Consider the following 25,945-nt stretch of genomic DNA (forward strand, 5'->3'; position numbering starts at 1 on the left):
TATGCACCTTCATGCCGTGATGTTCGGTATGAGAAGAGGCCACAAGGGGGACTGCAGTGACTGACGTGTTGGGTTTTCCGGTGCTGGCTGCCTCGGCTCTTACGCAGGCCATTGCGTTCCTCTACCGACGCGCTGAGACCGTCCTCGACCGCCGTGCGGCGAGCAGGAGTTCACCCGAACCTCGTCCGCCGGAGGAGGTTCCCGAGGTGGTCGTCGGAGACCCCGGCCACGCGTTGGACTTCGAGCCGCGCAACCTGACCGAGGAGCGGGCCGAGCGACTCGAATCCCTGATGGAGGTGCTCGGGCTGTACGCCCAGCACGAACACCTCGTCGATGGCCAGGACGAACGGCTGCGGCGCTCGCTCGGCAGGCTCCGCGCCCTCCTCGAAGAGGTGTACGGCCGGCGCATCACCTTCATCGGCGAGGACCGGCCCGCGAGCGGGATACGCATCGTCAGCAGGGCGGCAGACGTTCACGGTGTCTCGCGAGCGCTGAAGGCGCGCCGCGTGTCCAGCACGGCGAACGTCGACGTCGAGCACACGGCGGAGGTCGTGCATCCCGGCGCGGAGATGACCAGCGTCGAGATCGAAGACCTTCTGTAGAAGCAGCGTGGAAGACCGCGAACTGCACGATTACTGACGGGGGCGTAAGTGGACTCTGCCATGCCTGAAGATCGTTTCGAACGCATCGGCGCTGGTCGGCCTGTGCCCAATGGCGATAGGCCCGCTGTTGGGCAGGCTCCGCCGTGGAACGAGCAGCCCGGGGCGGGACCCGCCCGGGCTGAGGCCGATGACGGAGCGCAGCAGGATGTTTCCTGTCGGGGTGATGCCTGGGACGGGCGGCCGGCACAGGAAACCATGGCCGAGGCGCCCGGCGTGGACGTGGGCAAGCCAGGTTCCGGGACGTCGGGAGACGCGGACGACGATCCCAGGGTTCGAGAGGCCCAGCGGGTGCTCGGGGCCGCGGTCGCCGACCTGCGGCAGGAGGCCCTGTTCAACTTCGGTGAGATGACGGCGGTAAAACTCACCGCGGTCCTGGGCCAGTTGTTGGAGCACTCGGAACTCCCCAGCCGCTACCTGGAGACCGTCCGCGCGGTGTTCGCCGAACCCGACGGTTACACCAAAGCGTACGAGACGTTCGAGGCACCGGGAGCGGTGCTGGTTCTGCCTCGAAAGCCCGGGGCAGGACGGACCTTCACCGCCCACGCCCTCCTGGCCGATCTGTACCAGCGCACGGGAGCCAGGGTCGGGCCCCTGAGCCTGGGGAGCACCGGGCGCTTCCCACTGCGACACCTGCCACGCGAGAAGAACGCGGGGTACTTGCTGGATCTGCCCGCCGACGAAGAGGCCTTCGCCGTCAGCGACGATTTCGGCGCGATGCTCTACGACATCCAGCGGGTTCTGCGGAGGTCTTCCTCGCGGATGATCGTGCTGACCACGCCGGAGCAGTGGCAGCGGATCAGAGGAGACGCCCCGCCAGGAGTCGTCCCCGAACTGGGTGTTCCGGAGCCGGTGAAGGTGGCCGAGGCGTGGCTTGCCGCCGAGGCACCGGACTTCGATGTCGCGCGCTGGCTCGCCGACGAGCGTATCTGCGACCTTTTGGAAGGCCAGTCGCCCTCCGTCACCCTCCAGATCGTCGGTCTCATCCTCAAGGCGGAGCAAGCCAAGACCCCTGTGGAGAAGTCCGAAGCGGACCCGGACGGGTTCCACGCCAAGGTGCTGAACGTCGTCAGGGCACGCACCGCATGGCGCGAGGAACTCCTCACGTGGCACAAGAAGCCCGGCAGGACGAGCTTCGAGCGGAACTTCCTGCTGGTTGCCTCGCTGTTCAGGAACGCGACCGTCGCCCACGTGTACGTACAGACCGCCGAGCTCTGCCGCCGCTTCAAACACCCCGTCACCCTGGAGGGGCAGGAGGAACCGGGCGTCGTCGAGCTGGTGGCGGAGATCGAAGCCGAACTCGATCCCACGGACGACACGATCGACTTCGGCAGACCCGGGTGGGACGACGCCGTCCTCAGCTACTTCTGGATCGACCGGCCCATGGCCCGCCCGACCTTCCTGACCTGGATGGCGGATGCCCCCAAGACCAAGACCAATGAGTTCCTGGAGTCGTTCACGAAAGACGAACGACTGCTGCTGGCGAACCGTGTCGGCGCCTTCGCCGTGCGCTGGGCCACCCACCACCGGAAGGCGGACCCGCTCGAGGGGATCGTCTCGGCCTGGCGTGAGGACGATGACCTGTGGAACGCGGCGACCGACCTGGTCTCCGCCGCCGCACTCCATCCGACGATGGGGCGGTTCATTCACGAACTGCTGCTGCGCTGGTCGAAGAGCAAGGACAACCCGGCGCTGCGAAAACTGACAGTCGACGTGTGCGCCGGCGAGTTCGGCCGCCGTTACACGGGAAAGGCGCTGATACGCCTGGGACACGCGGCTGGGTCGGCGGACCCCGAGGTTCAGGATTCACTGCGTGCCGCGGTCCGCACCATCTGGTCCGACCCCAGCGCTCGCGAGAATCTGTTCGCCTCGATCACCCGGTGGTGTGCGCCCGGCTCCGAGCGCCTTGTCTCGGGCCGCCGTTGCTTCGCCGCTCTGGCAACCCTGGCCTCCGGTGAAGACAGCGATGGTGCGGGCGTACCGGTGCTGCTCCCGGGCGCGAGCGAGGACGGTATGTTCCAGGCCTCTGTCGAAGACCTGTCCATCGGCTGGAGCGCGCTGCTGTCATCGGGCGACAACGGGGAAGACCCCGCGAACACACTCAACCTGTGGATGGACACGGCCCACCACCAGCCACAGCTCCGGCCCCTGGTGTTCAGCGTGCTCCGAGGAGCTCTCAGCGCATCGGATCCGGGCCTCGCCCGCTCACTGCGTCACCGGCTGCATGACCTGCTGTATGCGTGGCAGCCCTTCCCCGCACCCGACGCCGAGCCCGGCCGCGTGCGTCTGCGGCACGAACTCACCGATCTCCTCTCCCATGACCGGAGCAGGGCCGTCGCCAAATACCACCCCCGGACGGCAGGCCGTGCCCCGGAGACCGTATGAGTCCGCTGATGCGCAAAAACCCCTCCAACGGTATGGACGCCACCCAGGCTGCCTGGATCCGGGAGTTCCGGGATGTCCTCGACAGCGACGAACACGGCCTCGCGTTCAACGCCGTCATCCGCATCGAATGGCGGCGGCACGAAAGTGAGCCGTGCACAACGACTGCCTACGAGGACGTCGGACGGGCGGTACGAGGCATAGCGGAGAGACTTGCCGCAGACCGCAGCGTCCTGCGGGCCGAGGCCACGGAACAGGACATCAACCATGAATTGAGAAGCCGCCTCCCGCGACTCATCGAGGGCATCGAGATCCTGCAAGCGCGCGTCTCCTTACACGTCGACGAACACACCCGAACCAGCGCCGAACGCATGGCCCAGCTGCGCCGAGAAGAGACGCTGGCGGAGCTCGCACGCCGCCAGACAACGGCACGGATCCGGTTCATGCAGGACGAGATTCTCCGCACCCCGGCCACGGCACGGCTCTACCTGATGCTGGAACAGACCGCACACCACGGCTTCCTGCCCCCGGGTGTCGACGCCGACCAGATCGTCCGGGACGTCCAGCAGTGGCATCCCGAGGCGAAGTGGGTGGTCGTCGCTCAACTGCTGCACACCTTCCTGGGCAACCTGACAGCTCAGGACGGCAACGACCTCCTGCACACCCTGCGTCTGCTGTTCCTGGAGTACGGAGAGAAGGAGCTTGCGGAGCAGCTTCCTGCGGAAAAGGGCGGGACCGAACGGGAGCGGCCCGCGTGAGGCCGGGCAGGGAGACCCGCCTGATCCTTCTCCGCCTTCTGCTGTCCCCCCACACGAGCTGGCAAGCCTGCCGGTTGATGTTCCACAGTCGGACCCCGCTCGGCTTCGACGCCGCGTGGCGCCGCGCACAGGTGCGCGGGCACCCTGACGAGGTTCCGTACCTGCTCCATGGCCATCGGGTGGACTCTGACGGCGAAGTCGAAGCCGGCGAACAGCACCGATATCCATCAGGACCTCACGGTCCTCAGGGCAGGCCCTGAACCGGAGTTGTCGCGTGGTGACGTCGCACTGGGGACCCGGTTGCTTGTGGGATGTGTCGGGCGGGCGACCGAAGCCCGCCCGGCCAGTACCCGCCGATGCCTCAGTCGTCGTTGCTGCGGCTGATGCGTTCGCTCAGCTTCAACAGGCCCGTGCGCTCGGTGGAGTAGCCGACGCCCTTGAGCGCCTTGACGCCCCTCTGCGCGAGGCCGCTCCACTTCTTGCCGCTGGCTTCGACGGCCGTGCGCACGTTCTTCTTCATTCCCTTGGGGACGGATTCCATCAGCTGCGGCAGATAGGACAGGGCGAGGTCGGCGGCCCCCTGGTTGGCGTCGAGCATATGGAGGAGGATTGCCTGGACTAGGTCGTGACGGGCCGTCAGCTGCGTGATGTTCGCGGCCTTCCACAAGACAAGTACGGCACGGCGATCGGGATTTTTGGACGTGTGGGCGTATCTGTCTACCAGCAGCTCGGCGGCGAGGGCGTCCGGGAGCAACGGCCATCCGGCCGCCGTCAGGGTCTGTTCCGGCAGGTGGATGCTGGGGCCTCCCAGCAGGTCCTTCCAGAAGCCGGCCTGTTCCTGCGGGGGCAGAGTCGCCAGCCGTGAGGCCACTGCCTGAAGCAGCACCGTGTCGGTCTGAAGCGCGGACGGGTGCCGCAGGCTTGACGACAGGGCAGCGAGCAGGTCAGATACCGAAGGCTCTTCCAGCGCGATCCACGCGGCCAGAGTCCCACCGGCAGAGCTCGAGTGGCTACGGGCATGTTCGGCCATGGCCGCGGCCGACGGCAGTGCTTCAAGACCGTCCCTGTCGACTCCGCCGGTCATCAGCAGCTGGTGCGCCTGGATCCGCAGACGAGTGTGCTCACGTCCTGGGAGCCAGCCGGCATCGTCGAGTGCACCCACCAGTGCGCGGGCCTTCTCGGGAGGCAGCGGGGCCGTCACGGGGGAGTCCAGATCACGCAGGCAGTCGATCAAGACCGACTCGATGTATGTCAGGAGCGTGCTGCCCTGCGCGACGACGAGGCTGTCCCCGTCGGTGAGCACTTCGGTGAGCACTTCCGTCTGGTGGTGGACAAATGCCGTACGTCTCAGCAGGCCGCTGTTCTCCAGCGGGAGAAGTGCCCCGAGCAGCCGCATCTGCTCGGTGGCCTCCTCATCGGTCGATGGCCGGGAGAGCGATCGCAGAACGAAAGGAGTGACGTGCGGATACTCATCCGGGGGCCGATGGTCGAAGAGCCGCATGAAACTGCCCGCGACGCGACCGACCACGGTGGGTGCCAGAGCGTCGTCAGGCTTGCTGGTCAGCACCCACAGTTTCTTCAGCAGGCTGTCGAACTCGTCGGCCATGTCGTCGATGGACGACCGGGGATCCAGCAGGTCCAGCCACGCCGGCCAACTGGTGGTGACACGGCGGCCGGCGCCCGACAGCACGGCCTGCGCCAAAGGCGTTTCCCGTACGGTGGGGATCGCTGTCGCGTGTTGCTCCACGATGTCCCGGCCCTGACTGCTGTCCAACGCCAGCAGCAGTCCCACCACGACGTGTGCTGCTTTGGGGCACGTCTTGCACCAATGCTCCAGGAGCTCCTCCAGCCTCTGCAACGCCTCGTCCGGGGATCTCGGTTCCTGCTGTGGAGGGTTCGCCGCAGCGGCCTCCGGGCTGCCTTGCCCTGCGACCCATTCCTGGCGCTTCTCGATCAGTGCCCGCAGCTCCTTCGTGGCATAGGCGCCGATGTGCGTCATCAGCGCTGCGGCTTCCGGAGCAGGCAGTTCGGCGAGCATGTCCGCCATGTCCTCTTCCTCGGCCAGCAGCAGATGCTGAGACACAATCTGTTGCACGAGGACTGGAGCCGCGGCGAGAGCCTGTTCGACATGGCGCACCACCATGGCGGCCGTGGAGGGGCTTTGTCTGAGCGCACGGTGTCGTAGGACGATCGCGCGCATCTCAAGTGTTGCCGGACGATCGCTGGCCAGCGCCAGTCGCCAGCATCCGGCCAGCACTTCTACAGGCAGCTCGTGCGCGGAATTCGTCAGGATCGGTGTGAGGATCTCGACCGCTGTGTCCGCCGTGCCGTCCAACGGAATGTCGGTGTTGCCGCAGACAGCCAGCACGGCGTGTGCGACGTTCTCCTCTTCCAGGCCGATGGCGTCTCGGGCCTGCTGAGTCAACAGGGCCAGCGCGGCCGGGCGCTCGCCAGGGGGCAGCTCATTGACCGACGCCACCACCGCGTCCAACTCCGCGTTCTGGGCCTGCTGCTCCAGCGCCTCGGCCAGCGAGGCCGGCAGCCCGAAGACGCTGCCGCTGGTCTCCATGAAGATCAGGTCACGGCCCGGGCCCGGTACCTTCCGTGTCCGCTTGAGGTAGGCCACGAGCTGCTGGCCGTGGCTCTTTCGGACGTCGGCAGCCTTCTCCTCCTCGCCTTCGTCCTCGTCGGGGTCCTCGGGCTCGCTGAGGTGCTGGTCGACGGCAGCTTCGAGGTTCGCGTACCGGCCGGCGGCTTCCCTGACTTCTGGCCGTACACGGGTCCCCAGTTCGGCCTCGGGATTGGCGTCCAGTGCCAGTACGTACTCGCACAGCCGGGGGTCGAGCAGTAGATCCCTCGCGAACAGGGGGAACTCCACCCGCAGGCAGGCCAGTTTGGCGATCTCCTGTGCCCGCGTCGCCGGATTGGTCTCCAGCAGCCCTTCCGCGGCGCGTCGCTGAGCCAGCCGGTACGTCAGCACGAACGTGTTGAGCAGTGTCTTCACCCGGCGAGGGCTGCGGATATGCGAGGGCACGAGGACACTCACCGTGAGGTTGACGTCCAACGTCGCCCACACACCGCCCCGCTCGCGTACCAGTTCAGCGGCGAAGCGGGTCACCTTGGGCACCAACAGAGGCGGGAGACTGATCTGGTACTGGAACACCTTGTCCAAGTAGCCGCTTCCACTGCTGTAGTACGGGTTGAGGACGTCGGCGGGCGTGGCCTGTTCCAGGGCGCGGGTGAGTGCCTCCTCCAGGACCTGCTGGTCGGCCGCCACGACGAAGACGCAACCGTTAACGCCCAGAAACGTGCGCAGAGCGTTGAGGGTCGCTACGACGTCGGAGGGAATGCAGCGGTCCAGTTCGTCCACGAATACGACCAAGCGCTTCGTGCCGGCATGTGTGACGAGGTCGGCGAAGAGTTTCTCGAACTGCTCGTCGCTGTCGGCGGCTTCTGTCTTGTGCTCGCGCGTGAGCGTGCGTGACACCAGGACGGCCAGAGAGGTCAGCAGCGCCGCAGGCGCGATGCCCGCCTTCAGAGCGTCGGATGCCACGTCGGCGAACCCGGGTCGGAAGGCGCCTCCGCGTACCCAGGCCAGAAGCGCCATGGCGAAGGCGAAGAAGGCGACAACGGTGGCGAACATCTGGCCGAAGGTCTTCAGCAGGCGCCATACCGCACCGTGCTCGAACTGAAGCTTCACGGCGACTCGCCCGTTGTACAACTCGTCGTGAAAGCGTTGGTCCTTGATGCCGAGGGCGGTGGCGACCGCGATGATGAAGTTCCTGCGCAGCGGGTTTTCGGCGTACTTGAAGGCGTCGAACCGTACGAAGCTCACGTCCCGTTGCTTCGCCAGCCGACTCTGGAGGAGATTGGCAACGCCCGACTTGCCGGAGCCCCAGGGTCCCCACACGGCGATGTTGGTCGGGGTGGGGACCGACAGCACCACATCATGGAGCTGGTCGGCGATGTGACTGTGAGCCAGCCGGTCACCCTGGGCGTTGTCGACTTCACGGTCCTGGATGAGGTCGTCCGACTCCAGTCGGCTGCTGCTTCTCTGTGTCACGTGTTGCCCGCTTTCGGACTGTCGGCGCCCGCGTCGCCCTGAAGCCCACGGTTTGTTCCGCAGCTTCGCCTGATGAGTACGATAAACGGCACCACTGACATCGGGACGTTTCAGCGCTCACGGCGGCTGCCGGGTCTCACAGGAGATGTCTTCTGTTCGCGTACTGGCTTCGGCGTTTGAGGGGCAGCCGGGTCTGTCGCGGGCGAGTCCTATCCCGGCAAGGAAGACGCCGGGGGTGCTGTGTTGGTACTGCAGTGCTTTGAGCCGCCTGCACAGCAGAGTCTCGGCGGACCGGGCGGGCGTCTGCTCGCTGCCGTCCATGCGGTGCAGCCGGGGCCCAGGGGAAAAGCTATAGGAGAGGTGGAACTTCCGCCCGATCAGCGTGCGCACCCTTGCGGCGGTTCACATCTGGTCGTCCTTTCACCCATGTGCGGACGGCCCTTCTTCCACCCAGACGGCGAGCTCGGCCTGCAGGTCAGGGCCGAGCCGGCAGTCGTAGCCCGGGGGCCCCGGGGAACGCAAGCCTCCCCGCCCGCCGGACGCCCCGTACTTCTTCACGGCGCTTGCGCTGCTCGGAGATCAGCCCGCCCCCGTCCGGATACCGCATGCTTCCGGGCTACCAGCGTGCCGGAGCGGGAAGGGCCGACAGCCGGGAGTGAACCATATTGGGTGTACTGCGCATCGTGGGGTGCACGGAATCCGGCAGGATTCCGGTGCGACGGCACAGGAGTTGAGTGAGGAGTGGCGGTCGTGCCTCGCCTCCGCGTCCCTTGCCGGTGTGACGGTCCCCGCCTACCGGGGCGGCTTCCCGAAGACCCTCAGTCGCTTTGTGCGCCTTTGCCCGGGCGACGCGGACGAGAAGCCGGTCGGCGAGGAGGAGGAGCCTTCGTCCTGGACGCCCTGGACGCCCTGGCCGCCTACGCGCCGGAGGCCGTGGCACAGGAGACTGAAAACGGGTCGGCATCCGTCTCGGGGCGAACCCTCGGCGAACGTCCTCACCCGATGTATCCAGCGGCGCGCCCAGGTGGTGGACCGGGTGGAAGGCAAAGGCGTGACCGGCCAGCTGCTGTGGATCGTCCGTGAGGCCCATACCTACCCGCGCGAGCCCGATACGGCCGCCACCGTGCGCGCGACCGTACGGCAAGCCCAGACGGACACCGGCGCGACCATGGTCATCGCCCATTCACTGGGCAGCGTGAGCTTCTACGACATGCTCAGCCGGGACGAGGTTCCCGCGAAGGCGGACGGCAGTCCGCAGGTGACCACGCTGGTGACCTCCGGCTCAGCGCTGCGATGGCTGGCCGTCCGCAAGGGGGTCCACACGACCGACGGCCCGCTCACCGTGCCGACGGGCGTTCGGTGGACGAATCTCTACGCCCTGTTGGACGTGGTGCCCCGCGGCAAGGGGCTCACCGACCCGGCCGAACGGGTCACCGACGTCCGAGTGAACAACGGCACCCCGCGCCCCCACAACGTCGGCGGCTGCCTGGACAAGCCGGCCGTCACCGAATGCATCCACCGCGCCCACGCCACGCTGTCGGCCGCAGCGCCGCCCCCGCGTCCGAGGGTCACGACCCTGAATCACCGCACCGGATGCGTGGGGCATCGGGGATGACCGTTCGTCCCGCAGCGTCGGAAACTGTTGGGTTCCCACCATCACGCGACTGCTGAGACCGGGGTGACTGTTCCTGGGGAGTTGGTCACTCCCCAGGACAGCATCAGCCGATAGCGCCATGCAGTCGATCGGCCCGGATACGGGCTCGTGGTTGCGGGCCGATCCCTTCGCCATCCTCCTGACGAACCGTCAGAGAAGTCAGCATTGAGTCAGCATTCGTCCTGCCAAAGCTGCACGCAGATGCCCGCATCCTGGAGACGCGGACACGCTCGGAGGCACCTGAGCGGTTTCATCCAGGTACGCGCGTCCTCAGAGATCACTGCAGTAGGACGGGCCCTGATGTGGTCCCGAACCCTCCGGCCCGGAGCCTAGACTTTTCCCAGGTCAGCGTACCCTTCCACGCGGCTTCAGCGGGACCGGCGGCAGTTCCGGTGCGGGGAGGGGGGCGCCGTCGTAGCCCTGTACCTCGCCGAAACGGTCGCCCTTCATCCAGTCTTCGCGAGCCTGTACGATCTCATCTTGGGACCGGCCGACGAAGTTCCAGAACATGATCAGCTCCTCGTCGAACGGCTCGCCGCCGAGCAGCATCACCGACGCGTCGGACTCGGCTCGCAGGGGCAGTTCGGTGCGGCCGCAGCCGAGGTAGAGCATCGAGCCGGGGAGGACGGGGACGCCGTCCACCTCGACCTCGCCGGACATCGACAGCACGCCGTACTCGAAGTCGGTCAGCAGCGGCAGCCGCAGGTCCGCGCCGCGGGCGAGCGTCAGGTCGGCGCCCACGATGGGGGTGTACGCCGTGCCGGGCGAGGTCGCGCCGTCGAGGTCGCCGAGGATCACCGTGGCGGTGAGGCCGGGGGCGGTGACCGTGGGCAGTTCGGCGTGGTGCTCGAAATGCGGGTCGGTGTGCCGGTGGGCGTCCGGCAGCGCGACCCAGAGCTGGGCGCCGTGCAGGTACCGGGCGTGCGCCTTGGGGCTCTCCTCGGAGTGGCTGATCGCCCGCCCCGAGGTCATCAGCCCCAGCTCCCTGGGCCGGATGGTCTGCAGGCTGCCGGTCGAGTCGCGGTGCAGCACCTCGCCCTCGTGCAGCCAGCTGACGGTCTGCAGGCCCATGTGCGGATGCGGCGGGACCTGCATGCCGGGTTCGTCGGCGATGTCGTCGGGGCCGTAGTGGTCGACGAAGGCCCAGGCGCCGATCATCCGCCGGCCGAGGTTCGGCAGCAGTCGGCGTACCTCGGTCGACTCGCCGAGCTTCACATGCCGGGGGCTCAGCAGCTCGCGGACGGGTTCGGCGACGACGAACCCACGGCCGCCGCACACGCTGGGCACGGGGGCGCGGTCAAGGTTGCTCATGCGGTCAACCTAGCGCCCCGGTGCGGGGGCGCGCTTCAGCGGGTGAGTGTCGCCACGAGTTCGGTCGTGGCCCGCACGATCTCGGTGTCCCGCTCGGCCAGCAACTGGGGCAGTACGTCGCGCTGGGCGTGGACGGCGTCGCGGGCCGCCCGTTCCCAGCCCACGTAGTTGTGGGGATGGCTCAGCAGCTTGGGGTAGGCGACGGCGGTGGTCTCCCACTGCCGGGTGTCGGCGATGCTCTTGAGCAGCCGCAGTATCTGCGGGCGACAGGTCACCTCGGGGCGCCGCACGAGCTCCCAGAGGAAGGGCACCGTCGCCGCCGTCGCCTCGTCGACGATGAAGCCGAACTGGCAGATGCGTCGGCGCAGTTGGCCGAGCGCCGAGCCGGCGCTGTCGGCGTCGCCGCGGGCGACCGTGGTGAGCAGGGAGGGGATGGCCGCGGCGGATCCGGTGGAGTCCTTGATCTCGGGCCACGGCACGTGTCCCAGGGCTGCTAACGGTGCGGTTCTCTTCGTGGCTGTCATCTCAGATATCAGGTGTGGGGGATCAGGGTCGGCGGTGGATCGGCAGCATGGCCCAGACGGTCTTGCCCACGGGGGAGCGGCGGGTCCAGCCCCAGTGCTCCGAGAGGGCCTCGACGATCTGGAGTCCGCGGCCGTGTTCCAGCAGGTCGTCCGCGTGGTGCGGGTAGACGGGCAGGCTGTCGCTGGGGTCGGTGACGGCGCACACCAGGTGCGAGCGGCGCAGCGTGAGTCTGAGCCGTGCGTGGAGCTCGTCCACCGACGGATGCGGGAGTGCGTGCAGGACCGCGTTGGCGGCCAGTTCGGTGACGACGACGACCGCGTCGTCGCCGCAGTGGCCCAGGGACCAGCAGTCGAGCGTGCGGTGGGTGAAGTCCCGTGCCCGGGTGAATCCCTCCCGGCTGCCGGTGAGGTGCAGCACGGCCGTTCTGGGCGAGTCGTGCACCGAAGCGGACTGGTGGCTCCGGATCTGCGCAGGTGATGACACGGGGCAGCTCCCTGAGGCGACGTCAGGACGGGGCGCCGGAAGTGCGGTTGACGACATGGATAGTATCCACGCTGACGGTGTCCCCGTGCAATTTCACGGGAAATTGCGCGTACGAGCAAGGAGGGTGCGGTGCCTTCAGTGTCGAACGGAGTGCGGGCGAGCTCGCTGGGCGTCCGCTGGATCAAGAGCAGTCACAGCAACGCCGAGGGCAACTGTGTGGAGGTCGCGGCCCTGGACGGGGGAGGCGTCGCGCTGCGTAACTCCCGTGACCCCGACGGGCCGGCGCTGGTGTACACGCCGGCCGAGATGGCCGCGTTCGTGGCCGGGGCGAAGGACGGGGATTTCGACCACCTCGTGTGAAGGTCGCGTGAGGGTTGTGAAGAGGGCGCGTGAAGATCCGAGAGGGATCCTACGGGCGTCCGCCGGGAGCTCGATCGCCTTGCCGCGTGCGGCCGGAGGGCTACGGATGCGATACTGCCGTCTGTCGTCTGCCGGTCCACGGGGAGTCAGGATGTCTTTCGAGTCGCCTCGCGTCTCCCGCCTCGAACCGTATCTGAACCGCGCGGAGCCCGCCCCGACCTTGCTGAAAATGCTGGTCGGAGTTCAGCTGGCGGGTATCCGGGAGGACTTCGGCCTCTCCCAGGACCAGGCGGCGCGTGCCATCGGGTTCAGCGCGGCGAAGCTGTCGCGCATCGAGGCGGGCAAGGGCCGCAGGCCACCCGTCGAGGCGGACGTCCGCGCGCTGCTGACGCTGTACGAGACCGACGACCACGAGGCCTCCGTGCTGCTGCGGTTGCTGCGGCAGGCGGGTGAGCCGGGCTGGTGGCAGCGCTACGACAAACGGCTGATGCCCGAATGGTTCGACCGGCTGGTCGGTCTCCAGGAGGCGGCCACCGCGATCCGTACCTTCGAGATCCAGTACGTGCCGGGCCTGTTGCAGACCGCCGCGTACGCGCGCGCCGTCGTGGAGCGCGGACTGCCCACGGCGACGCCGCGGGAGGTAGAGCGCCGGGTCGAACTGCGCACCAGGCGCACCGAGTTGCTGCGGCGAGCCGACGCGCCGCGGGTCTGGGCGATCCTCGACGAGTCGGTGCTGCTGCGGGTGCTGGGCAGCCGTGAGGTGATGCGCGAGCAGCTCGCCCACCTCGTGGAGCTGGCCGCGCTGCCCCATGTCACCGTCCAGGTGGTCCCGTTGGACGTCACGCACGCCTCGGCGCCGGCCATACCGGTCACCTATCTGCGCTTCGGCGGCTCCGATCTGCCCGACGTCGTCTATCTGGAGCAGATCAGGAGCGCCACTTTCCTGGAGGACCGGGACGAGACGGAGGAGTATCGGGTCGCACTCGACCGGCTCGCCGACGAGGCCCTCAACCCACGTGACTCCGTCGCCCTGTTGGAGACGGTCGCCCGGCAGCGCTACGCCTGACGGCAGACTGCCCGTCCGGTATTCAACCCAGCAGACCCACGCCGCCGAACTCGATCCACTCCTGGGTGAGTTGGCGGGGCGCCACCTCGGTGTCGGGGCGCCAGGTGGAGACCTCCACCAGACCCGGGTCGAGGATCTCGGCGCCCTCGAACAGCGCGGCGACGTCCTTCTCCTGGCGGACCCGGCCCCAGTGGCCCTGAGTGGCCTTGTCCATGAAGTCGGTGACGAACTCGCGGACCGCGGGGTCCTCGCTGACCAGCTGACACATCACCAGACAGCTGCCGGGGGCCAGGCGTTCGGACACCCGGCGGACCACGGCCTGCGGGCCGTCGGTGTCGCTGTCGGGGATGCAGTGGAAGACCGAGTTGAACAGCACGGCCACCGGCTGCGAGAAGTCGATGAGGCGCCGGGTGTCCTCGTGCTCGAAGATGGCGTCCGTTTCGCGCATGTCGGCGTGGATGACGGTGGTCCGCTCGTCCTGCTCCAGCAGCGCCCGGCCGTGCACCAGCACCATCGGGTCGTTGTCGACGTAGACGACGTGCGTGCTCGGGTCGATGCGCTGGGCGACCTGGTGCACGTTGTCCTGGGTGGGCAGGCCGGAGCCGTGGTCGAGGAACTGCCGGATCCCGTGCTCCTGAGCGAGGGTCCTCACGACCCGCTGCAGGAAGCGCCGGTTGTTCAGCGCGAGGACGCGCGTGCTCGGGACGACCTTGTCGAGTTCCTCGCAGGCGGCGCGGTCGGCCGCATAGTTGTCCTTGCCGCCGAGATAGTGGTCGTACATGCGCGCGGCTGTCGGGACCCCGGCGTCGATCGACGTGGACAGCGGTTTGCCAGGCTGCATCTCTTCCCCCAGTTCCCTGCCGTGCCTCGGACCGGCTCGGCCGACAACCCATCCTAGGGAAACGGCAATTGGCGACACCACCCCTTGATCGCCGGTTCCCCTGAAGGCGTCAATGCGCCCCCTTGTTCTGGACTGCTGGTCCAGCAGCTGGACGTATGGTCTAATGAAGTCATGGAATCCCAGGAATCCGAGCGGGATGCGATCCTGCGGGCGCTCACCCCCGTCGTCGGCGGCATCGCGGCGACCTTCGGGCCGGTGTGCGAGGTGGTGCTGCACGACTACCGGCGGCCGGAGGGATCCGTCGTCGCCGTCGCCGGAGCGGTGACCGGGCGGACGGTCGGCGGGGCGATGAGCGAGATCGGCATGCGGGCCCTCGCCCGCGGCGAAGCCGCCGTCGACGAGCTGAACTACGTCCTGCGCACCGGTGCCGGAAAGCTGGTGAAGTCGTCCACGATGCTGCTGCGCGACTCCACGGACGCCGTGTTCGGCGCTCTGTGCGTCAACGTGGACGTGGGCGAGGTGGACCGGGTGCAGGGACTGCTGGCCGCACTCGCGGGGACGGCGGGAGCACGGGCCGACGCACCCGTGACCACCTTCGACGACGACATCGACTCCGTCGTCGACGCCCTGCTCGACACCCAGCTGCTGCGCCAGGACCAGACCTGGGCCGGCCTCGACCGCTCACGGCGCCTGGCGCTCTTCCGGAGCCTGGACGAACGCGGGGTGTTCGCCGTGCGCCGCGCCATCGAGCAGGTCGCCGCCCGGCTCGGCATCTCCCGCGCCTCCGCCTACAGCTACCTTTCCCAGGCCAGAGCCACAGCCACAGCCGGCACGACGGAAAACGGCACGACGACGAACGGCACCACAGCCGACGGCACCGACGACACCCACCAGGGGGCCCACCCGTGACGACCACACCCGCGCTGCCGATCACCCTGGACGACGTGCGCGACGCGGCCGCCCGGCTCAAGGGCGTCGCCCACCGCACCCCCGTGCTCCGCTCCCGTACCCTCGACCGGATCGTCGGCGCCGAGGTGCTCCTGAAGTGCGAGAACTTCCAGCGCGTCGGCGCCTTCAAGTTCCGCGGCGCCTACAACGCGGCCTCCCGGCTGACCCCCGCGCAGCTCGCCCGGGGCATTGCCGCCTACTCCTCCGGCAACCACGCCCAGGCCGTCGCCCTGGCCGCGCGGGAACTCGGCGCCACCGCGGTGATCGTCATGCCCGAGGACGCGCCCCGCTCCAAGCGTGCGGCGACGGAAGGCTACGGCGCCGAGATCGTGACCTACGACCGCTACACCGGCGACCGGGTGGCGATCACCGAGGCCCTCGCGGCCGAGCGCGGACTGACCGTGATCCCGCCCTACGAGCACCCGCACGTCATGGCCGGCCAGGGCACCGCCGCACTCGAACTCCTGGAGGAAGCCGGGGAGTTGGACGCCCTGCTGACGCCGGTCGGCGGCGGCGGGCTGATCGCCGGCAGCGCCACCGCGGTCAAGGGACTACGGCCCGGCATCCGCGTGGTCGGCGTCGAACCGGAGGCCGGGGACGACACCAAGCGGTCGCTGGAGGCGGGCCGGCGGATCGAGATCCCGGTGCCGCGCACCATCGCCGACGGTCAGGCCCTGCACACACCCGGCGAGCTGACCTTCTCGGTCAACCGGCGACTCGTCGACGAGATCGTCCTGGTCTCCGACGACGAGATCCGCGCGGCCATGCGGTTCGCCTTCGAACGCCTGAAGATCGTCGTGGAGCCGAGCGGGGCCACTCCGCTCGCCGCTCTGCTGGCCGGTCGGCTCGACGGCCCGCCCCGGCGGGTCGGCGTGATCGTCTCGGGCGGCAACATCGACACCGCCCGCTTCGCCGAGCTGTGCGGCGACGCCGGCTGAGCTGCCGGACCCCGATTGGCGGCCCCCGTCGACCGGGCGGACGATGGAGATGCGGGGTGCGGCCTCCACCGGTGAGGTACAGGGCCGCCGGGGGACCGGGCCCCCGGCCGCGGTGAAGTGCGGCCGGAAGGGAGGAGCGTCATGCTGGAAGTGAAGACGCTCGACAAGCCGGACGAGCGGCGGGACTTTCCCCGGGGACACCTCGAAGCCGTCCACATGAGCGGACTCGACTTCGCCGTGGCGACGTTCGAGCCCGGCTGGCGCTGGTCGGAGTCGGTCGCGCCGATCGCGGGCACCACGAGCTGCGAGGTCCACCACAACGGCTATGTCATCCAGGGACGCATGCACGTCAGGATGGACGACGGCGGCGAGTCCGAACTGGGCCCCGGCGACGTCTTCGTGGTTTCGCCCGGACATGACGCCTGGGTCGTGGGCGACGAGCAGTGCGTGGTCTACGACTTCGCCGGCGGGATGGCGAAGGAATACGCCAAGGCGTAGGGCAGGCGGTCGATGCAGGCTCAGACCGGCAGCAACTTTCCTACCAGCACGCCGAGTTGGTGAGCGTTGCGGCACTCGTGCATCGCGACCAGCTCGGCGTACTCGGGCGCCGCCGAGTCGCCCGTGCCCCACTGCGGACGCGGCTCCGGGTTCAACCAGTGGACATGACGGGCCTGTCGGGAGAGCTGCCGCACCGCCGACAGGTTCGGGTCGCTCATGTTCGTCCGGGCATCGCCCAGCACGAACAGCGTGGTGCGCGGGCCGACCGCGGCGCCGTACCGCCCGGCGAACTCGCCCAGGGCCACGCCGTAGTCGCTGCTGCCGTGATAGCCCGTCAGCTTCGCCTCGGCCCGGATCCGGGCGCCGAGGCCCTCCGGGTCGGCCGCGCCGTGTTCCAGCAGTCCCGTCACCTCGTCGATCCGGTTGACGAAGGCGAACACCCGCACCTTGGCGAACTGGTCGTGCAGCGCCTGCACCAACAGCATCGTGAAGTCGGAGAACCCCGACACCGAGCCCGACACATCGCACAGCAGCACCAGTTCGGGGCGGACCGGACGCCGGCGGCGCAGCACGGGCCGCATCGGCACCCCGCCCGTCGACAGCGAGCCGCGCAGCGTGCGCCGCAGATCGATGGTGCCCCGGGCGGCCCGGCGGCGGCGCGCGGCCATCCGGGTCGCCAGCTTGCGGGCCAACGGCTGTACCATGCGCCGCAGTTCGGCCAACCGGTCCTGCCCGGCATACAGGAAGTCGACCCGGTCGGCGGTCGGCGCCACCGCGCGCCGGGCGATCTCGTCGCGCCCCCGGCGCTCCGCCACCCGGCGCCGCGCCTCCTCGGCCGTCAGCGCCCGGAAGACCTCGATCCGCCGCCGGATCTCGTCCTCCAGCAGCCGGTCGGTGAACCCGGCGGCGCCGCCCCCGGCGCGGAGTTCGTCCCGGACCCGCGCCAACAGCGTCTGCGGGCGTAGCCGTTCCAGGGTCTGGTACGACGACCAGCCGTCCGCGCCCGGTGAACTCCCGTATCCGCCCAGCCCGTCGACGGCCTCGACCGCCAGCCGGGCCAGCATCGCCTCGTCGCCCGCGGCGAGCGCGGCGGCCAGCCGGTCGCGCAGCTCGTCCCGGTCGCCGGGCTCGCCCAGCGGCGCGCCGACCGCGCGCGGGAAGTACAGGTCGAAGACGGTGTCGAACACCCGCCGTTGGTCCGTCGAGTGCAGCAGCGTCGCGGCCAGCCCCTCCCGCAGCCGCCCGCGGTCCGCGAACCCCAGCGCCGCCGCGGCCTCGGCGGCGTCCACCGTCTCGCCGGTGCCGACGCGCAGGCCGTGCGCGCGCAGCGCGGCGACGAAGCCGACCAGCCGGTCGGCGGCCTCGGCGCTCACCCGGCGTCCAGGTCGAGCTTGGCGCCGGCCTTGAGGATGTCGTCCTGGTGCTTGAGGATCACGCCCAGACTGTCCCGGACGATCCTCTCGTCGAGGGCGGTGGCGCCGAGCGCGAGCAGGGTGCGCGCCCAGTCGATCGTCTCGGCGACGGAAGGCGCCTTGCGCAGGTCCATCGCCCGCAGCGCGCCGACCACCCGGACCACCGACTCGGCCAGCGCCGCCTCGATGCCGGGCACCTTCAGCCGGACTATCCGCCGCTCCAGCTCCTCCTCCGGGAACCCGATGTGCAGGAACAGACAGCGGCGGCGCAGCGCCTCCGACAGCTCACGGCTCGCGTTCGAGGTGAGGACGACGAAGGGGCGGCGGGTCGCGGTGATCGTGCCCAGCTCGGGGACGGTGACCTGGAAGTCGCTGAGCACTTCGAGGAGCAGTCCCTCCACCTCGACGTCGGCCTTGTCGGTCTCGTCGATCAGCAGCACGGTCGGCTCGTCGCCGCGGATGGCGGTCAGCAGCGGGCGCGGGAGGAGGAACTCCTCGCTGAAGATGTCGGTGCGGGTCTCGTCCCATGTCTCGTCGCGGCCCGCGCTGATGCGCAGCAGCTGCTTGGCGTGGTTCCACTCGTACAGCGCCCGGGACTCGTCGACGCCCTCGTAGCACTGCAGCCGCACCAGCCGGGCGTCCGCCACCCGCGCGACGGCCTTGGCGAGTTCCGTCTTGCCGACCCCGGCCGGGCCCTCCACCAGCAGCGGCTTGCCGAGCCGGTCGGCGAGGAAGACGGTGGTGGCGACGGCGGGGGAGGCCAGATAGCCGCTCTCGGCGAGTCGGGCGGAGACATCGTCGACGGACGTGAACAACAAGACCTCCGGGCGAACGGCGCGAGCTGTGCTGAGCCGAGCTGAGCTCTGCTGTGCTGAGCTCTGCTGTGCTGGACTGTGCTGGGCTGGGCTTGATCCGCTCACTATCTAAGCGCTTGTTCACCGGCTTTGTCATCAGCGGTCGGAGCCGTTGTCAGTGGCGCGCGGTACGTTGCGATCATGGGTGTGTATCTGGTGAGCGTGAGCGCGGAAGACTGGTCGGCGCCCGGGGAGGACGGCCGCGCAGACGTCGCCTCGGCACTGAACGAGGAGCTGGCGCGGCGCGGGCTGCCGCCGTACGAAGCGGGCCGGCCCGAGGCCAAGGGCTGGTTCGAGGAGAAGATGAGCCCGTCGATGGACGGCTTCGACGCGCTGTGCCGGGCGCGGCTCACCCCCGAGGAGCACCGGACCCTCCTCGGCTGGACGCTCCTGGTCCCGTTCGCGCTGGCGGAGAGCATCGAGCTGCCCTTCGGTTCCGCGTACGTGGACGAGACGGTGGTCGTCGGAGCGCCGTACGTCCTCGCCCTCGCCGAGCGGCTCGCCGAAGCGCTCGCCCTGCCGCTGGACCTGATACCGGCGACCTTCGGCAACCTCGAACTCACCCTGTGGTTCCTGGAGGGCGAAGGGGAGCAGGCCGCCGCGGCCCGGCCCGGCCCCTGGGCCGACGACCTGGCCGCGGCGTTCTACACCGCGGTGTACCTGCGGGCCGCCCAGTACTCCCTGCGGCACGGCTGTGCGATGACCTACTCCTGAGTCTCGGCCGACGCCACCAGGATCACCTCCAGGGTGCGCGGACCGTGCACCCCCTCCACCCGGTCCAGCTCGATGTCGCTGGTCGCCGAAGGCCCGGAGATCCAGGTCAACGGGCGCCTCGGGTCCAGGCGTTCGAGAGCCTGGGGCACCGAGGAGACGACCTGGTCGGGGACCCGGACGACACAGATGTGGTGGTCGGGGATCAGGGTGATCCGGCGACGGCCCTGGTCCGGGCCGCCGTCGAGCACGATCGTGCCGGTCTCGGCGATGGCGAGGGCGCAGCCGGTGACCACGCTCGCCACCTCGTCCAGCTCGTCGGCGGTGCTGTCCGCGCGGTCGTCCACCCGGGGCGCGTCGACCGCTGACAGCCACCGCGGCGGCAGTCCCGGCGGCGCCAGCACCTGACGTGCGCCGCGCTCGGCGAGCAACCGCCCGACCAGGTGTGGCAGTCGCTCGCCGTCGGTGCGGTGCACGATCGCCCGGTAGTCCGCCAGGTTCTCCGCCAGAAGCTCCACCGTCTCCTCGACGCTCCGCTCGCCGTGCTCGCGCAGATAGTCGCGCGCGACGGCGTCCGCGTACGGCGGGTCGTCCGGCCCCACGTCGGCCAGCGCGCGCCGCACCCGGCCCAGGATCCGTTCCCTGCTGCTCACTTCGCCGCCCCCTTCTCGTCCGTGCCGCCGTTCGTCCGCTGCCACCAGTCGCGGAACGGCTCCGCGGGCACGGCCGGCAGATCCCGGGTGCCGCTCCACGCCCGGCCGGGGCCGGGCAGCGTCCGGGGGTGCAGGCGGCGGGTGCGGGAGGCCAGCCGTTGGCCGGTGCGCAGCGCGCCGGGGTGGGAGAAGGCCCAGCGGGCCGCGCGCATCGCCGCCCGCTCGGCGGCATGCCCCTTGGCCGGCTTGAGGACCGTCTTGTTGCCCTCCCGCGTCACCGGCCCGCCCTCGACGATCCGCTCCCGCAGATGCACCAGCACCTCGGGGATGTCGATGGCGACCGGGCAGACCTCGTAGCAGGCCCCGCACAGCGAGGAGGCGTACGGCAGCGAGGCGTCGATCTCGCTGGCGGTGCCCCGCAGCTGCGGGCTGAGGATCGCGCCGATCGGGCCCGGGTAGACCGAGCCGTAGGCATGTCCGCCGGCCCGCTCGTACACCGGGCAGACGTTCAGACAGGCCGAGCAGCGGATGCAGCGCAGGGCCTGGCGGCCGACCTCGTCGGCGAGGGTGTCGGTGCGGCCGTTGTCCAGCAGCACCAGATGGAAGGTCTGCGGTCCGTCGCCGTCCGTCGTGCCGGTCCAGGTCGACGTGTACGGGTTCATGCGCTCCGCCGTCGAGGAGCGGGGGAGCGTCTGCAGGAAGACCTCCAGGTCCCGCCAGGTCGGCACGATCTTCTCGATGCCGACGACCGAGATCAGCGTCTCGGGCAGGGTGAGGCACATCCGCCCGTTGCCCTCGGACTCCACGACCACCAGCGTGCCGGTCTCGGCGACCATGAAGTTCGCGCCGGAGACGCCGACCTTGGCCCGCAGGAACTTCTCGCGCAGATGCAGGCGCGCCGCCTCGGCGAGTTCGGCGGGCGTGTCGGTGAGGCCCTCCGGGGCCGGCCGGCCCCACTCGCTCATCTCCTGGCGGAAGATGTCCCGGATCTCGCCCCGGTTGCGGTGGATGGCCGGGACGAGGATGTGCGACGGGCGGTCGTCGCCCAACTGCACGATCAGCTCGGCGAGATCGGTCTCGTAGGCGCGGATGCCCGCTTCGAGCAGGGCCTCGTTGAGCCCGATCTCCTGCGTGGCCATGGACTTGACCTTGACGACCTCCGACTCGCCGGTCATCTTGACGAGTTGGGTCACGATGTCGTTGGCCTCGGCCGCGTCGGCGGCCCAGTGGACCGTGCCGCCCGCCGCCACGACCGACTCCTCCAACTGGACCAGATACCGGTCGAGATGACGGAGCGTGTGGTCCTTGATCCGCTTGCCGGCCTCCCGCAGCTCCGCCCAGTCGGAGACCTCGGCGACCGCCTTCGCGCGCTTGGCGCGGATGGTGTGGGTGGCGTGCCGCAGATTGCCGCGCAGGGTCGCGTTGCCGACCGCCTCGCGCGCCGCCTGCGGAAACGCCGGCATCCCGACGAACGTCCCGCTCACAGGGCCGCATCCCCTTCCGTGCTCGCCAGGATCTCCGCGATGTGCACCGGCCGCATGTCCGTCCTCAGCCGGGTCATGGTCCCGCCGATGTGCATCAGACAGGAGTTGTCCGCCGCGCACAGCACCTCGGCGCCGGTCGACTGCGCGTTGCGCACCTTGTCGGCGCCCATCGCCGCCGAGACGTCGGCGTTCTTCAGCGCGAACGTCCCGCCGAAGCCGCAGCACTCGTCGGCGCCGGGCAGCTCCACCAGCTCCAGCCCCTTGACCGCCTGGAGCAGCCGCCGGGGCCGCTCCCCGAGGCCCAGGCTCCGCAGCCCGTGGCAGGTCGGGTGGTAGGTCACCGTGTGCGGGTAGTACGCGCCGACGTCCGTCACCCCGAGCACGTCCACCAGGAACTCGGTGAGCTCGTACGTCTTCGGCACCACCGGCGCCAACGTGGCGGCCAGGGTGTCACCGCGGCCCTCGGCGCGGGCCCGCTCGCCCATCCGCGGATACAGCTCCCGCACCATCGCCCCGCACGACCCCGACGGCGTCACGATCGCCTCGTACTCGCCGAAGACATCGGAGAAATGCCGGGCGAGCGGCTCGGCCTCATGGCGGTAGCCGGTGTTGTAGTGGGCCTGCCCGCAGCAGGTCTGGGCCATCGGGAAATCGACCTCGACCCCCAGCCTGGTCAGCAGTTTCACCACGGCGCGGCCGGTGTTTGGATAGAGCGTGTCGTTGACACAGGTCAGGAACAGTGCGACACGCATCGCGGCTCCTAGCGGTAGATCATCGGATGAGTGCAGGGTAGTCCGGTCCAAGGCCCCGGGGGAGACCCCGGCTCACCGCGCGGTGAGCCGGGCCTGAGCCTCACGCCATCGCCCGGTGCCGCCCTGCGGCTCGTAGCGCGTCAGCGGCTGGGTACGGGCGAGCAGCCGCCGGATGTCGGCGCGGTCGCCGACCAGGCCGTGCGTCCGGGCCTGGACGAGCACATTGCCGAGCGCGGCCGCCTCCGTCGGCCCGGCCACCACGGGCAGCCCGCAGGCGTCGGCGGTGAGCTGGCACAGCAGCGCGTTGCGGGTGCCGCCGCCGACGATGTGCACCACGTCCACGGGATGGCCGGCGAGCCGCTGGGCGTCCTCGATCGCCCTGCGGTGCGCCAGCGCGAGCGAGTCGAGGATGCAGCGCGTGACCTCGCCGGGCGTCTCGGGCACCGGCTGCCCGGAGGCGCGGCACGCCTCGGCGATCCGCTCCGGCATCCGCCCGGGCGCCAGGAACGCGGCGTCCCCGGCGTCCACCACCGACCGCAGCGCGGGCACGGCGGCCGCCTCCCGCAGCAGCCCGCCCAGCTCCGGGTCCCCCCAGGCCCGGACGCACTCCTGGAGCAGCCACAGCCCCATGATGTTGCGCAGGTAGCGGACCGTGCCGTCCAGCCCCAGCTCGTTGGTGAAGTTGGCGGCGCGGCTGTCCTCGGTGAGCACGGGCGACGTCAGCTCCAGCCCGGCCAGCGACCAGGTGCCGGTGCAGATGTAGGCGAACCGCTCGCCGGTGGCGGGGACGGCGGCCACCGCGGACGCGGTGTCGTGCGAGCCGACGGTCGTCACCGGCACCGGACCGCTCAGCCCGGTCTGCTCCAGCACCTCCGGCCGCAGCAGCCCCGCCGGATCGCCGGGCTGCCGCAGCGGGGCGAACAGGCCGAGGTCGATGCCGAGCCGGGCGGCGACGTCGTAGGACCAGTCGCGGGTGCGGGGATCGATCAGCTGGGTCGTCGAGGCGTTGGTCAGCTCCGTGCCCTGCTCGCCCGTCAGCCAGTACGCGAGCAGATCGGGGATGAGCAACAGCCGCCGGGCCTGCGCGAGTTGGGCCGAGGAGGCGGCGGCCGTCAACTGGTACAGGGTGTTGAACGGCGCGTACTGCAGTCCCGTGGCCGCGTACAGCTCGGCCGCCGGAACCGTGCCCCACACCTTCTCCGCGACACCCTCGGTGCGGGCGTCCCGGTAGTGCACCGGGTTGCCGAGCAGGGCCCCGTCGGCGTCCAGCAGGCCGTAGTCCACGGCCCAGCTGTCGATGCCGACGGAGTCCACCGGGCCGGCCGCCCGCAGCCCGTCCAGTACCCCCGCGTACAGGGCCAGCACATCCCACCGCAGCCCCTCCGGCACCCTCACGGGACGGTTCGCGAACCGGTGTGCCTCGGTCAGCTCCAGCGAGTCCGGGCCGACGCGGCCGACCATGACGCGCCCGCTGGACGCGCCGAGGTCGACGGCGGCGTACGACTTCACGCCCGTCACCGCAGGAAGGCAGCCGCGACGCCGGCGTCGACCGGGATGTGCAGACCTGTGGTGTGGGTCAACTCCCCGCCGGTGAGGGCGAAGACGGCGTTCGCGACATGCTCGGGCAGCACCTCCCGCTTGAGGATGGTCCGCTGCGCGTAGAACTCGCCGAGCTTCGCCTCCTCGACCCCGTACACCGCCGCCCGCTGCGCGCCCCAGCCGCCCGCGAAGATCCCGGACCCGCGCACCACGCCATCGGGGTTGACGCCGTTGACGCGAATCCCGTGCTCGCCCAACTCGGCTGCCAGCAGCCGCACTTGATGGGCCTGGTCGGCCTTGGTGGCGGAGTAGGCGATGTTGTTGGGGCCGGCGAAGACCGCGTTCTTCGATGCGATGTAGACGATGTCGCCGCCCAGCTCCTGCGCGATCATCACCCGCGCCGCCTCCCGCGAGACGAGGAACGACCCGCGGGCCATGATGTCGTGCTGCAGATCCCAGTCCTTCGCGGACGTCTCCAGCAGCGGCTTGGAGATGGAGATCCCGGCGTTGTTGACGACGAGGTCGACCCCGCCGAACGCGAGCGCGGCGGCCTGGAACGCCTGCCGGATCTGCTCCTCGGACGTCACGTCGACCGTGACGGCCACCGCCTTGTCGGCCCCGCCGAGCTCCTGCGCGACGGCGGCGGCGTTCTCGCCGTTCAGATCGGCGACGACGACACACGCGCCCTCCGCGACCAGCCGGCCCGCGATCGCCTTGCCGATCCCGCTCCCGGCCCCCGTCACCAGCGCCACCCGGGTGGCGAGCGGCTTCGGCTTCGGCATCCGCTGAAGCTTGGCCTCCTCCAGCGCCCAGTACTCGATGCGGAACTTCTCCGACTCCTCGATCGGCGCGTACGTCGACACCGCCTCGGCCCCGCGCATCACATTGACGGCGTTGACATAGAACTCACCCGCGACCCGGGCGGTCTGCTTGTCCTTGCCGAAGGAGAACATGCCCACGCCCGGCACCAGCACGATCGCCGGGTCGGCGCCCCGCATGGCGGGGGAGTCGGCGTCGGCGTGCCGCCGGTAGTAGGCGGCGTACTCCTCGCGGTACTCGGCGTGCAGCTCCTTCAGCCGCGCGACCGCGTCCGCCACCGGGGCGCCGGGCGGCAGGTCCAGCACCAGCGGCCGGACCTTGGTCCGCAGGAAGTGGTCGGGGCACGAGGTGCCGAGCGCGGCGAGCCGCGGATGCTCGGTCCGCGCCAGGAAGTCGAGGACGGCCTCCGAGTCGTCGAAGTGCCCGACCTGCGGCCGGTCCTGCGAGGCGATCGCCCGCACATACGGCGCGAGCGCGGCGGCCCGCTCCCGCCGCTCGCCCTCGGGCAGCGCCTCGTACCCGGCGAGGACCGCCCCGAACGGCTCGGCCCGGCCCTTCTCCGCCAGGAAAGCCTCCGCCGTGCGGATGATGTGCAGCGAGTTGCGCTCGCACTCCTCGGAGGTGGCGCCCCATGCGGTGATCCCGTGCCCGCCGAGCACACACCCGACGGCCTGCGGGTTGGCGGCCTTCACGGCGGCGATGTCGAGACCCAGCTGGAACCCGGGCCGCCGCCAGGGCACCCACACCACGGTGTCCCCGAAACACTCGGCGGTCAGCTTCTCCCCGTCGGCCGCGCAGGCGAGCGCGATCCCGGAGTCCGGGTGCAGATGATCCACATGCGCGGCGTCCACGAGCCCGTGCATCGCGGTGTCGATGGACGGCGCCGCCCCGCCCTTGCCGTGCAGGCAGTAGTCGAACGCGGCGACCATCTCGTCCTCGCGCTCGACCCCCGGGTAGACGTCGACGAGCGCCCGCAGCCGGTCCAGCCGCAACGCGGCGAGCCCCGCCTCGGTGAGCGTCCCGAGGTCCCCCCCGGACCCCTTCACCCACATCAGCTCGACGCCCCCACCCGTCACAGGGTCGGTGTCGACGCCCTTGGCGGAGGTATTCCCGCCGGCGTAGTTGGTGTTCCGCGGATCAGCGCCCAGCCGGTGCGACCGGGCCAGGAGAGCAGCGGCTTCGGGGTGCGGTGCCATGAACTTGGGGTCCTTACTTGAAAGAGGATGAGTGCATTC

22 protein-coding genes and 1 pseudogene are annotated in these 25,945 nt (G+C 70.0%); 10 read left to right on the forward strand and 13 right to left on the reverse strand.

All coding sequences use genetic code 11. The annotated features are described in order from the left end of the window. Positions 1-56: 56 nt before the first annotated feature. Genes ACWCPF_RS14105 through ACWCPF_RS14115 form a run of 3 tightly spaced genes read left to right on the forward strand, consistent with a single transcriptional unit; the run spans position 57 to position 3,799 of the window. Positions 57-602, forward strand: coding sequence for a hypothetical protein (locus ACWCPF_RS14105; protein WP_451045267.1), 546 nt, complete (start codon positions 57-59; stop codon positions 600-602). A gap of 48 nt (positions 603-650) precedes the next feature. Further along, positions 651-3,044, forward strand: coding sequence for a hypothetical protein (locus ACWCPF_RS14110; RefSeq protein ID WP_451045268.1), 2,394 nt, complete (start codon positions 651-653; stop codon positions 3,042-3,044). 8 nt (positions 3,045-3,052) lie between these two features. Next, positions 3,053-3,799 (forward strand): hypothetical protein, encoded by a 747-nt coding sequence (locus ACWCPF_RS14115; protein ID WP_451045269.1) that lies wholly within the window; start codon positions 3,053-3,055, stop codon positions 3,797-3,799. A 361-nt stretch (positions 3,800-4,160) separates the two neighbouring features. Here ACWCPF_RS14115 and ACWCPF_RS14120 read toward each other — a convergent pair whose 3' ends face one another. Both ACWCPF_RS14120 and ACWCPF_RS14125 read right to left on the reverse strand, forming a co-directional pair. Next, positions 4,161-7,862 (reverse strand): KAP family P-loop NTPase fold protein, encoded by a 3,702-nt coding sequence (locus ACWCPF_RS14120; RefSeq protein ID WP_451045270.1) that lies wholly within the window; start codon positions 7,860-7,862, stop codon positions 4,161-4,163. Between the two features lie 285 nt (positions 7,863-8,147). Then, positions 8,148-8,469, reverse strand: a pseudogene (locus tag ACWCPF_RS14125) (IS630 family transposase); the annotation flags it as partial. Between the two features lie 444 nt (positions 8,470-8,913). Here ACWCPF_RS14125 and ACWCPF_RS14130 point away from each other — a divergent pair. Then, complete coding sequence (locus tag ACWCPF_RS14130) at positions 8,914-9,477, forward strand: hypothetical protein (RefSeq protein ID WP_451045271.1); 564 nt, start codon at positions 8,914-8,916, stop codon at positions 9,475-9,477. Between the two features lie 384 nt (positions 9,478-9,861). On the opposite strand, the gene ACWCPF_RS14135 is transcribed toward ACWCPF_RS14130, so the two are convergent. From ACWCPF_RS14135 to ACWCPF_RS14145, 3 genes are all read right to left on the reverse strand, one after another. Then, positions 9,862-10,827: a pirin family protein gene (locus ACWCPF_RS14135; RefSeq protein WP_451045272.1), complete on the reverse strand. Its 966-nt coding sequence runs from the start codon at positions 10,825-10,827 to the stop codon at positions 9,862-9,864. Between the two features lie 35 nt (positions 10,828-10,862). Beyond that, positions 10,863-11,306 (reverse strand): hypothetical protein, encoded by a 444-nt coding sequence (locus ACWCPF_RS14140; RefSeq protein WP_451045273.1) that lies wholly within the window; start codon positions 11,304-11,306, stop codon positions 10,863-10,865. Positions 11,307-11,373: 67 nt separating this feature from the next. Further along, positions 11,374-11,835, reverse strand: coding sequence for an ATP-binding protein (locus tag ACWCPF_RS14145; RefSeq protein WP_451045274.1), 462 nt, complete (start codon positions 11,833-11,835; stop codon positions 11,374-11,376). A gap of 129 nt (positions 11,836-11,964) precedes the next feature. Here ACWCPF_RS14145 and ACWCPF_RS14150 point away from each other — a divergent pair, with 129 nt between their 5' ends. Together ACWCPF_RS14150 and ACWCPF_RS14155 are read left to right on the forward strand one after the other, a co-directional pair. Continuing rightward, entirely contained in the window at positions 11,965-12,195 is a 231-nt protein-coding gene (locus ACWCPF_RS14150; protein ID WP_451045275.1) for a DUF397 domain-containing protein, read from the forward strand. A gap of 151 nt (positions 12,196-12,346) precedes the next feature. Beyond that, complete coding sequence (locus ACWCPF_RS14155) at positions 12,347-13,261, forward strand: helix-turn-helix domain-containing protein (RefSeq protein WP_451045276.1); 915 nt, start codon at positions 12,347-12,349, stop codon at positions 13,259-13,261. 22 nt (positions 13,262-13,283) lie between these two features. Here the strand turns inward: ACWCPF_RS14155 and ACWCPF_RS14160 are convergent, their stop codons facing one another. Beyond that, the gene (locus ACWCPF_RS14160; RefSeq protein WP_451045277.1) at positions 13,284-14,102 is read right to left on the reverse strand and encodes an SAM-dependent methyltransferase; all 819 of its coding nucleotides are present in this window, start codon (positions 14,100-14,102) and stop codon (positions 13,284-13,286) included. A gap of 171 nt (positions 14,103-14,273) precedes the next feature. Here ACWCPF_RS14160 and ACWCPF_RS14165 point away from each other — a divergent pair, with 171 nt between their 5' ends. From ACWCPF_RS14165 to ACWCPF_RS14175, 3 genes are all read left to right on the forward strand, one after another. Beyond that, positions 14,274-15,011, forward strand: coding sequence for a helix-turn-helix transcriptional regulator (locus tag ACWCPF_RS14165; RefSeq protein ID WP_451045278.1), 738 nt, complete (start codon positions 14,274-14,276; stop codon positions 15,009-15,011). Beyond that, the gene (locus tag ACWCPF_RS14170) at positions 15,008-15,988 is read left to right on the forward strand and encodes a threo-3-hydroxy-L-aspartate ammonia-lyase (RefSeq protein WP_451045279.1); all 981 of its coding nucleotides are present in this window, start codon (positions 15,008-15,010) and stop codon (positions 15,986-15,988) included. Before ACWCPF_RS14165 ends, ACWCPF_RS14170 begins: the two co-directional genes overlap by 4 nt. A gap of 141 nt (positions 15,989-16,129) precedes the next feature. After that, positions 16,130-16,486: a cupin domain-containing protein gene (locus tag ACWCPF_RS14175; RefSeq protein ID WP_451045280.1), complete on the forward strand. Its 357-nt coding sequence runs from the start codon at positions 16,130-16,132 to the stop codon at positions 16,484-16,486. 20 nt (positions 16,487-16,506) lie between these two features. On the opposite strand, the gene ACWCPF_RS14180 is transcribed toward ACWCPF_RS14175, so the two are convergent. Next, positions 16,507-17,859 (reverse strand): VWA domain-containing protein, encoded by a 1,353-nt coding sequence (locus tag ACWCPF_RS14180; RefSeq protein WP_451045281.1) that lies wholly within the window; start codon positions 17,857-17,859, stop codon positions 16,507-16,509. Beyond that, positions 17,856-18,713 (reverse strand): AAA family ATPase, encoded by an 858-nt coding sequence (locus tag ACWCPF_RS14185; protein WP_451045282.1) that lies wholly within the window; start codon positions 18,711-18,713, stop codon positions 17,856-17,858. The genes ACWCPF_RS14180 and ACWCPF_RS14185 overlap by 4 nt, the downstream gene beginning before the upstream one ends. 180 nt (positions 18,714-18,893) lie before the next feature. On the opposite strand from ACWCPF_RS14185, the gene ACWCPF_RS14190 reads away from it, so the two are divergent. Further along, the gene (locus ACWCPF_RS14190; protein ID WP_451045283.1) at positions 18,894-19,466 is read left to right on the forward strand and encodes a hypothetical protein; all 573 of its coding nucleotides are present in this window, start codon (positions 18,894-18,896) and stop codon (positions 19,464-19,466) included. Here the strand turns inward: ACWCPF_RS14190 and ACWCPF_RS14195 are convergent. From ACWCPF_RS14195 to ACWCPF_RS14215, 5 genes are all read right to left on the reverse strand, one after another. Next, positions 19,457-20,116 carry a LutC/YkgG family protein gene (locus ACWCPF_RS14195; RefSeq protein WP_451045284.1) on the reverse strand — a complete coding sequence of 220 codons (660 nt, stop codon included), beginning with the start codon at positions 20,114-20,116 and terminating at the stop codon, positions 19,457-19,459. The two genes, ACWCPF_RS14190 and ACWCPF_RS14195, sit on opposite strands and share 10 nt — an antisense overlap. Next, on the reverse strand, positions 20,113-21,600 hold the full coding sequence (locus tag ACWCPF_RS14200) for a LutB/LldF family L-lactate oxidation iron-sulfur protein (RefSeq protein WP_451045285.1): 1,488 nt from the start codon (positions 21,598-21,600) through the stop codon (positions 20,113-20,115). Before ACWCPF_RS14200 ends, ACWCPF_RS14195 begins: the two co-directional genes overlap by 4 nt. After that, entirely contained in the window at positions 21,597-22,352 is a 756-nt protein-coding gene (locus tag ACWCPF_RS14205) for a (Fe-S)-binding protein (RefSeq protein ID WP_451045286.1), read from the reverse strand. The genes ACWCPF_RS14200 and ACWCPF_RS14205 overlap by 4 nt, the downstream gene beginning before the upstream one ends. Positions 22,353-22,424: 72 nt before the next feature. Then, complete coding sequence (locus tag ACWCPF_RS14210) at positions 22,425-23,861, reverse strand: rhamnulokinase (protein ID WP_451045287.1); 1,437 nt, start codon at positions 23,859-23,861, stop codon at positions 22,425-22,427. A gap of 5 nt (positions 23,862-23,866) precedes the next feature. Beyond that, positions 23,867-25,906 carry a bifunctional aldolase/short-chain dehydrogenase gene (locus ACWCPF_RS14215; protein WP_451045288.1) on the reverse strand — a complete coding sequence of 680 codons (2,040 nt, stop codon included), beginning with the start codon at positions 25,904-25,906 and terminating at the stop codon, positions 23,867-23,869. Positions 25,907-25,945 lie beyond the last annotated feature (39 nt).

Source organism: Streptomyces sp. NPDC001858 (genome assembly GCF_053594615.1).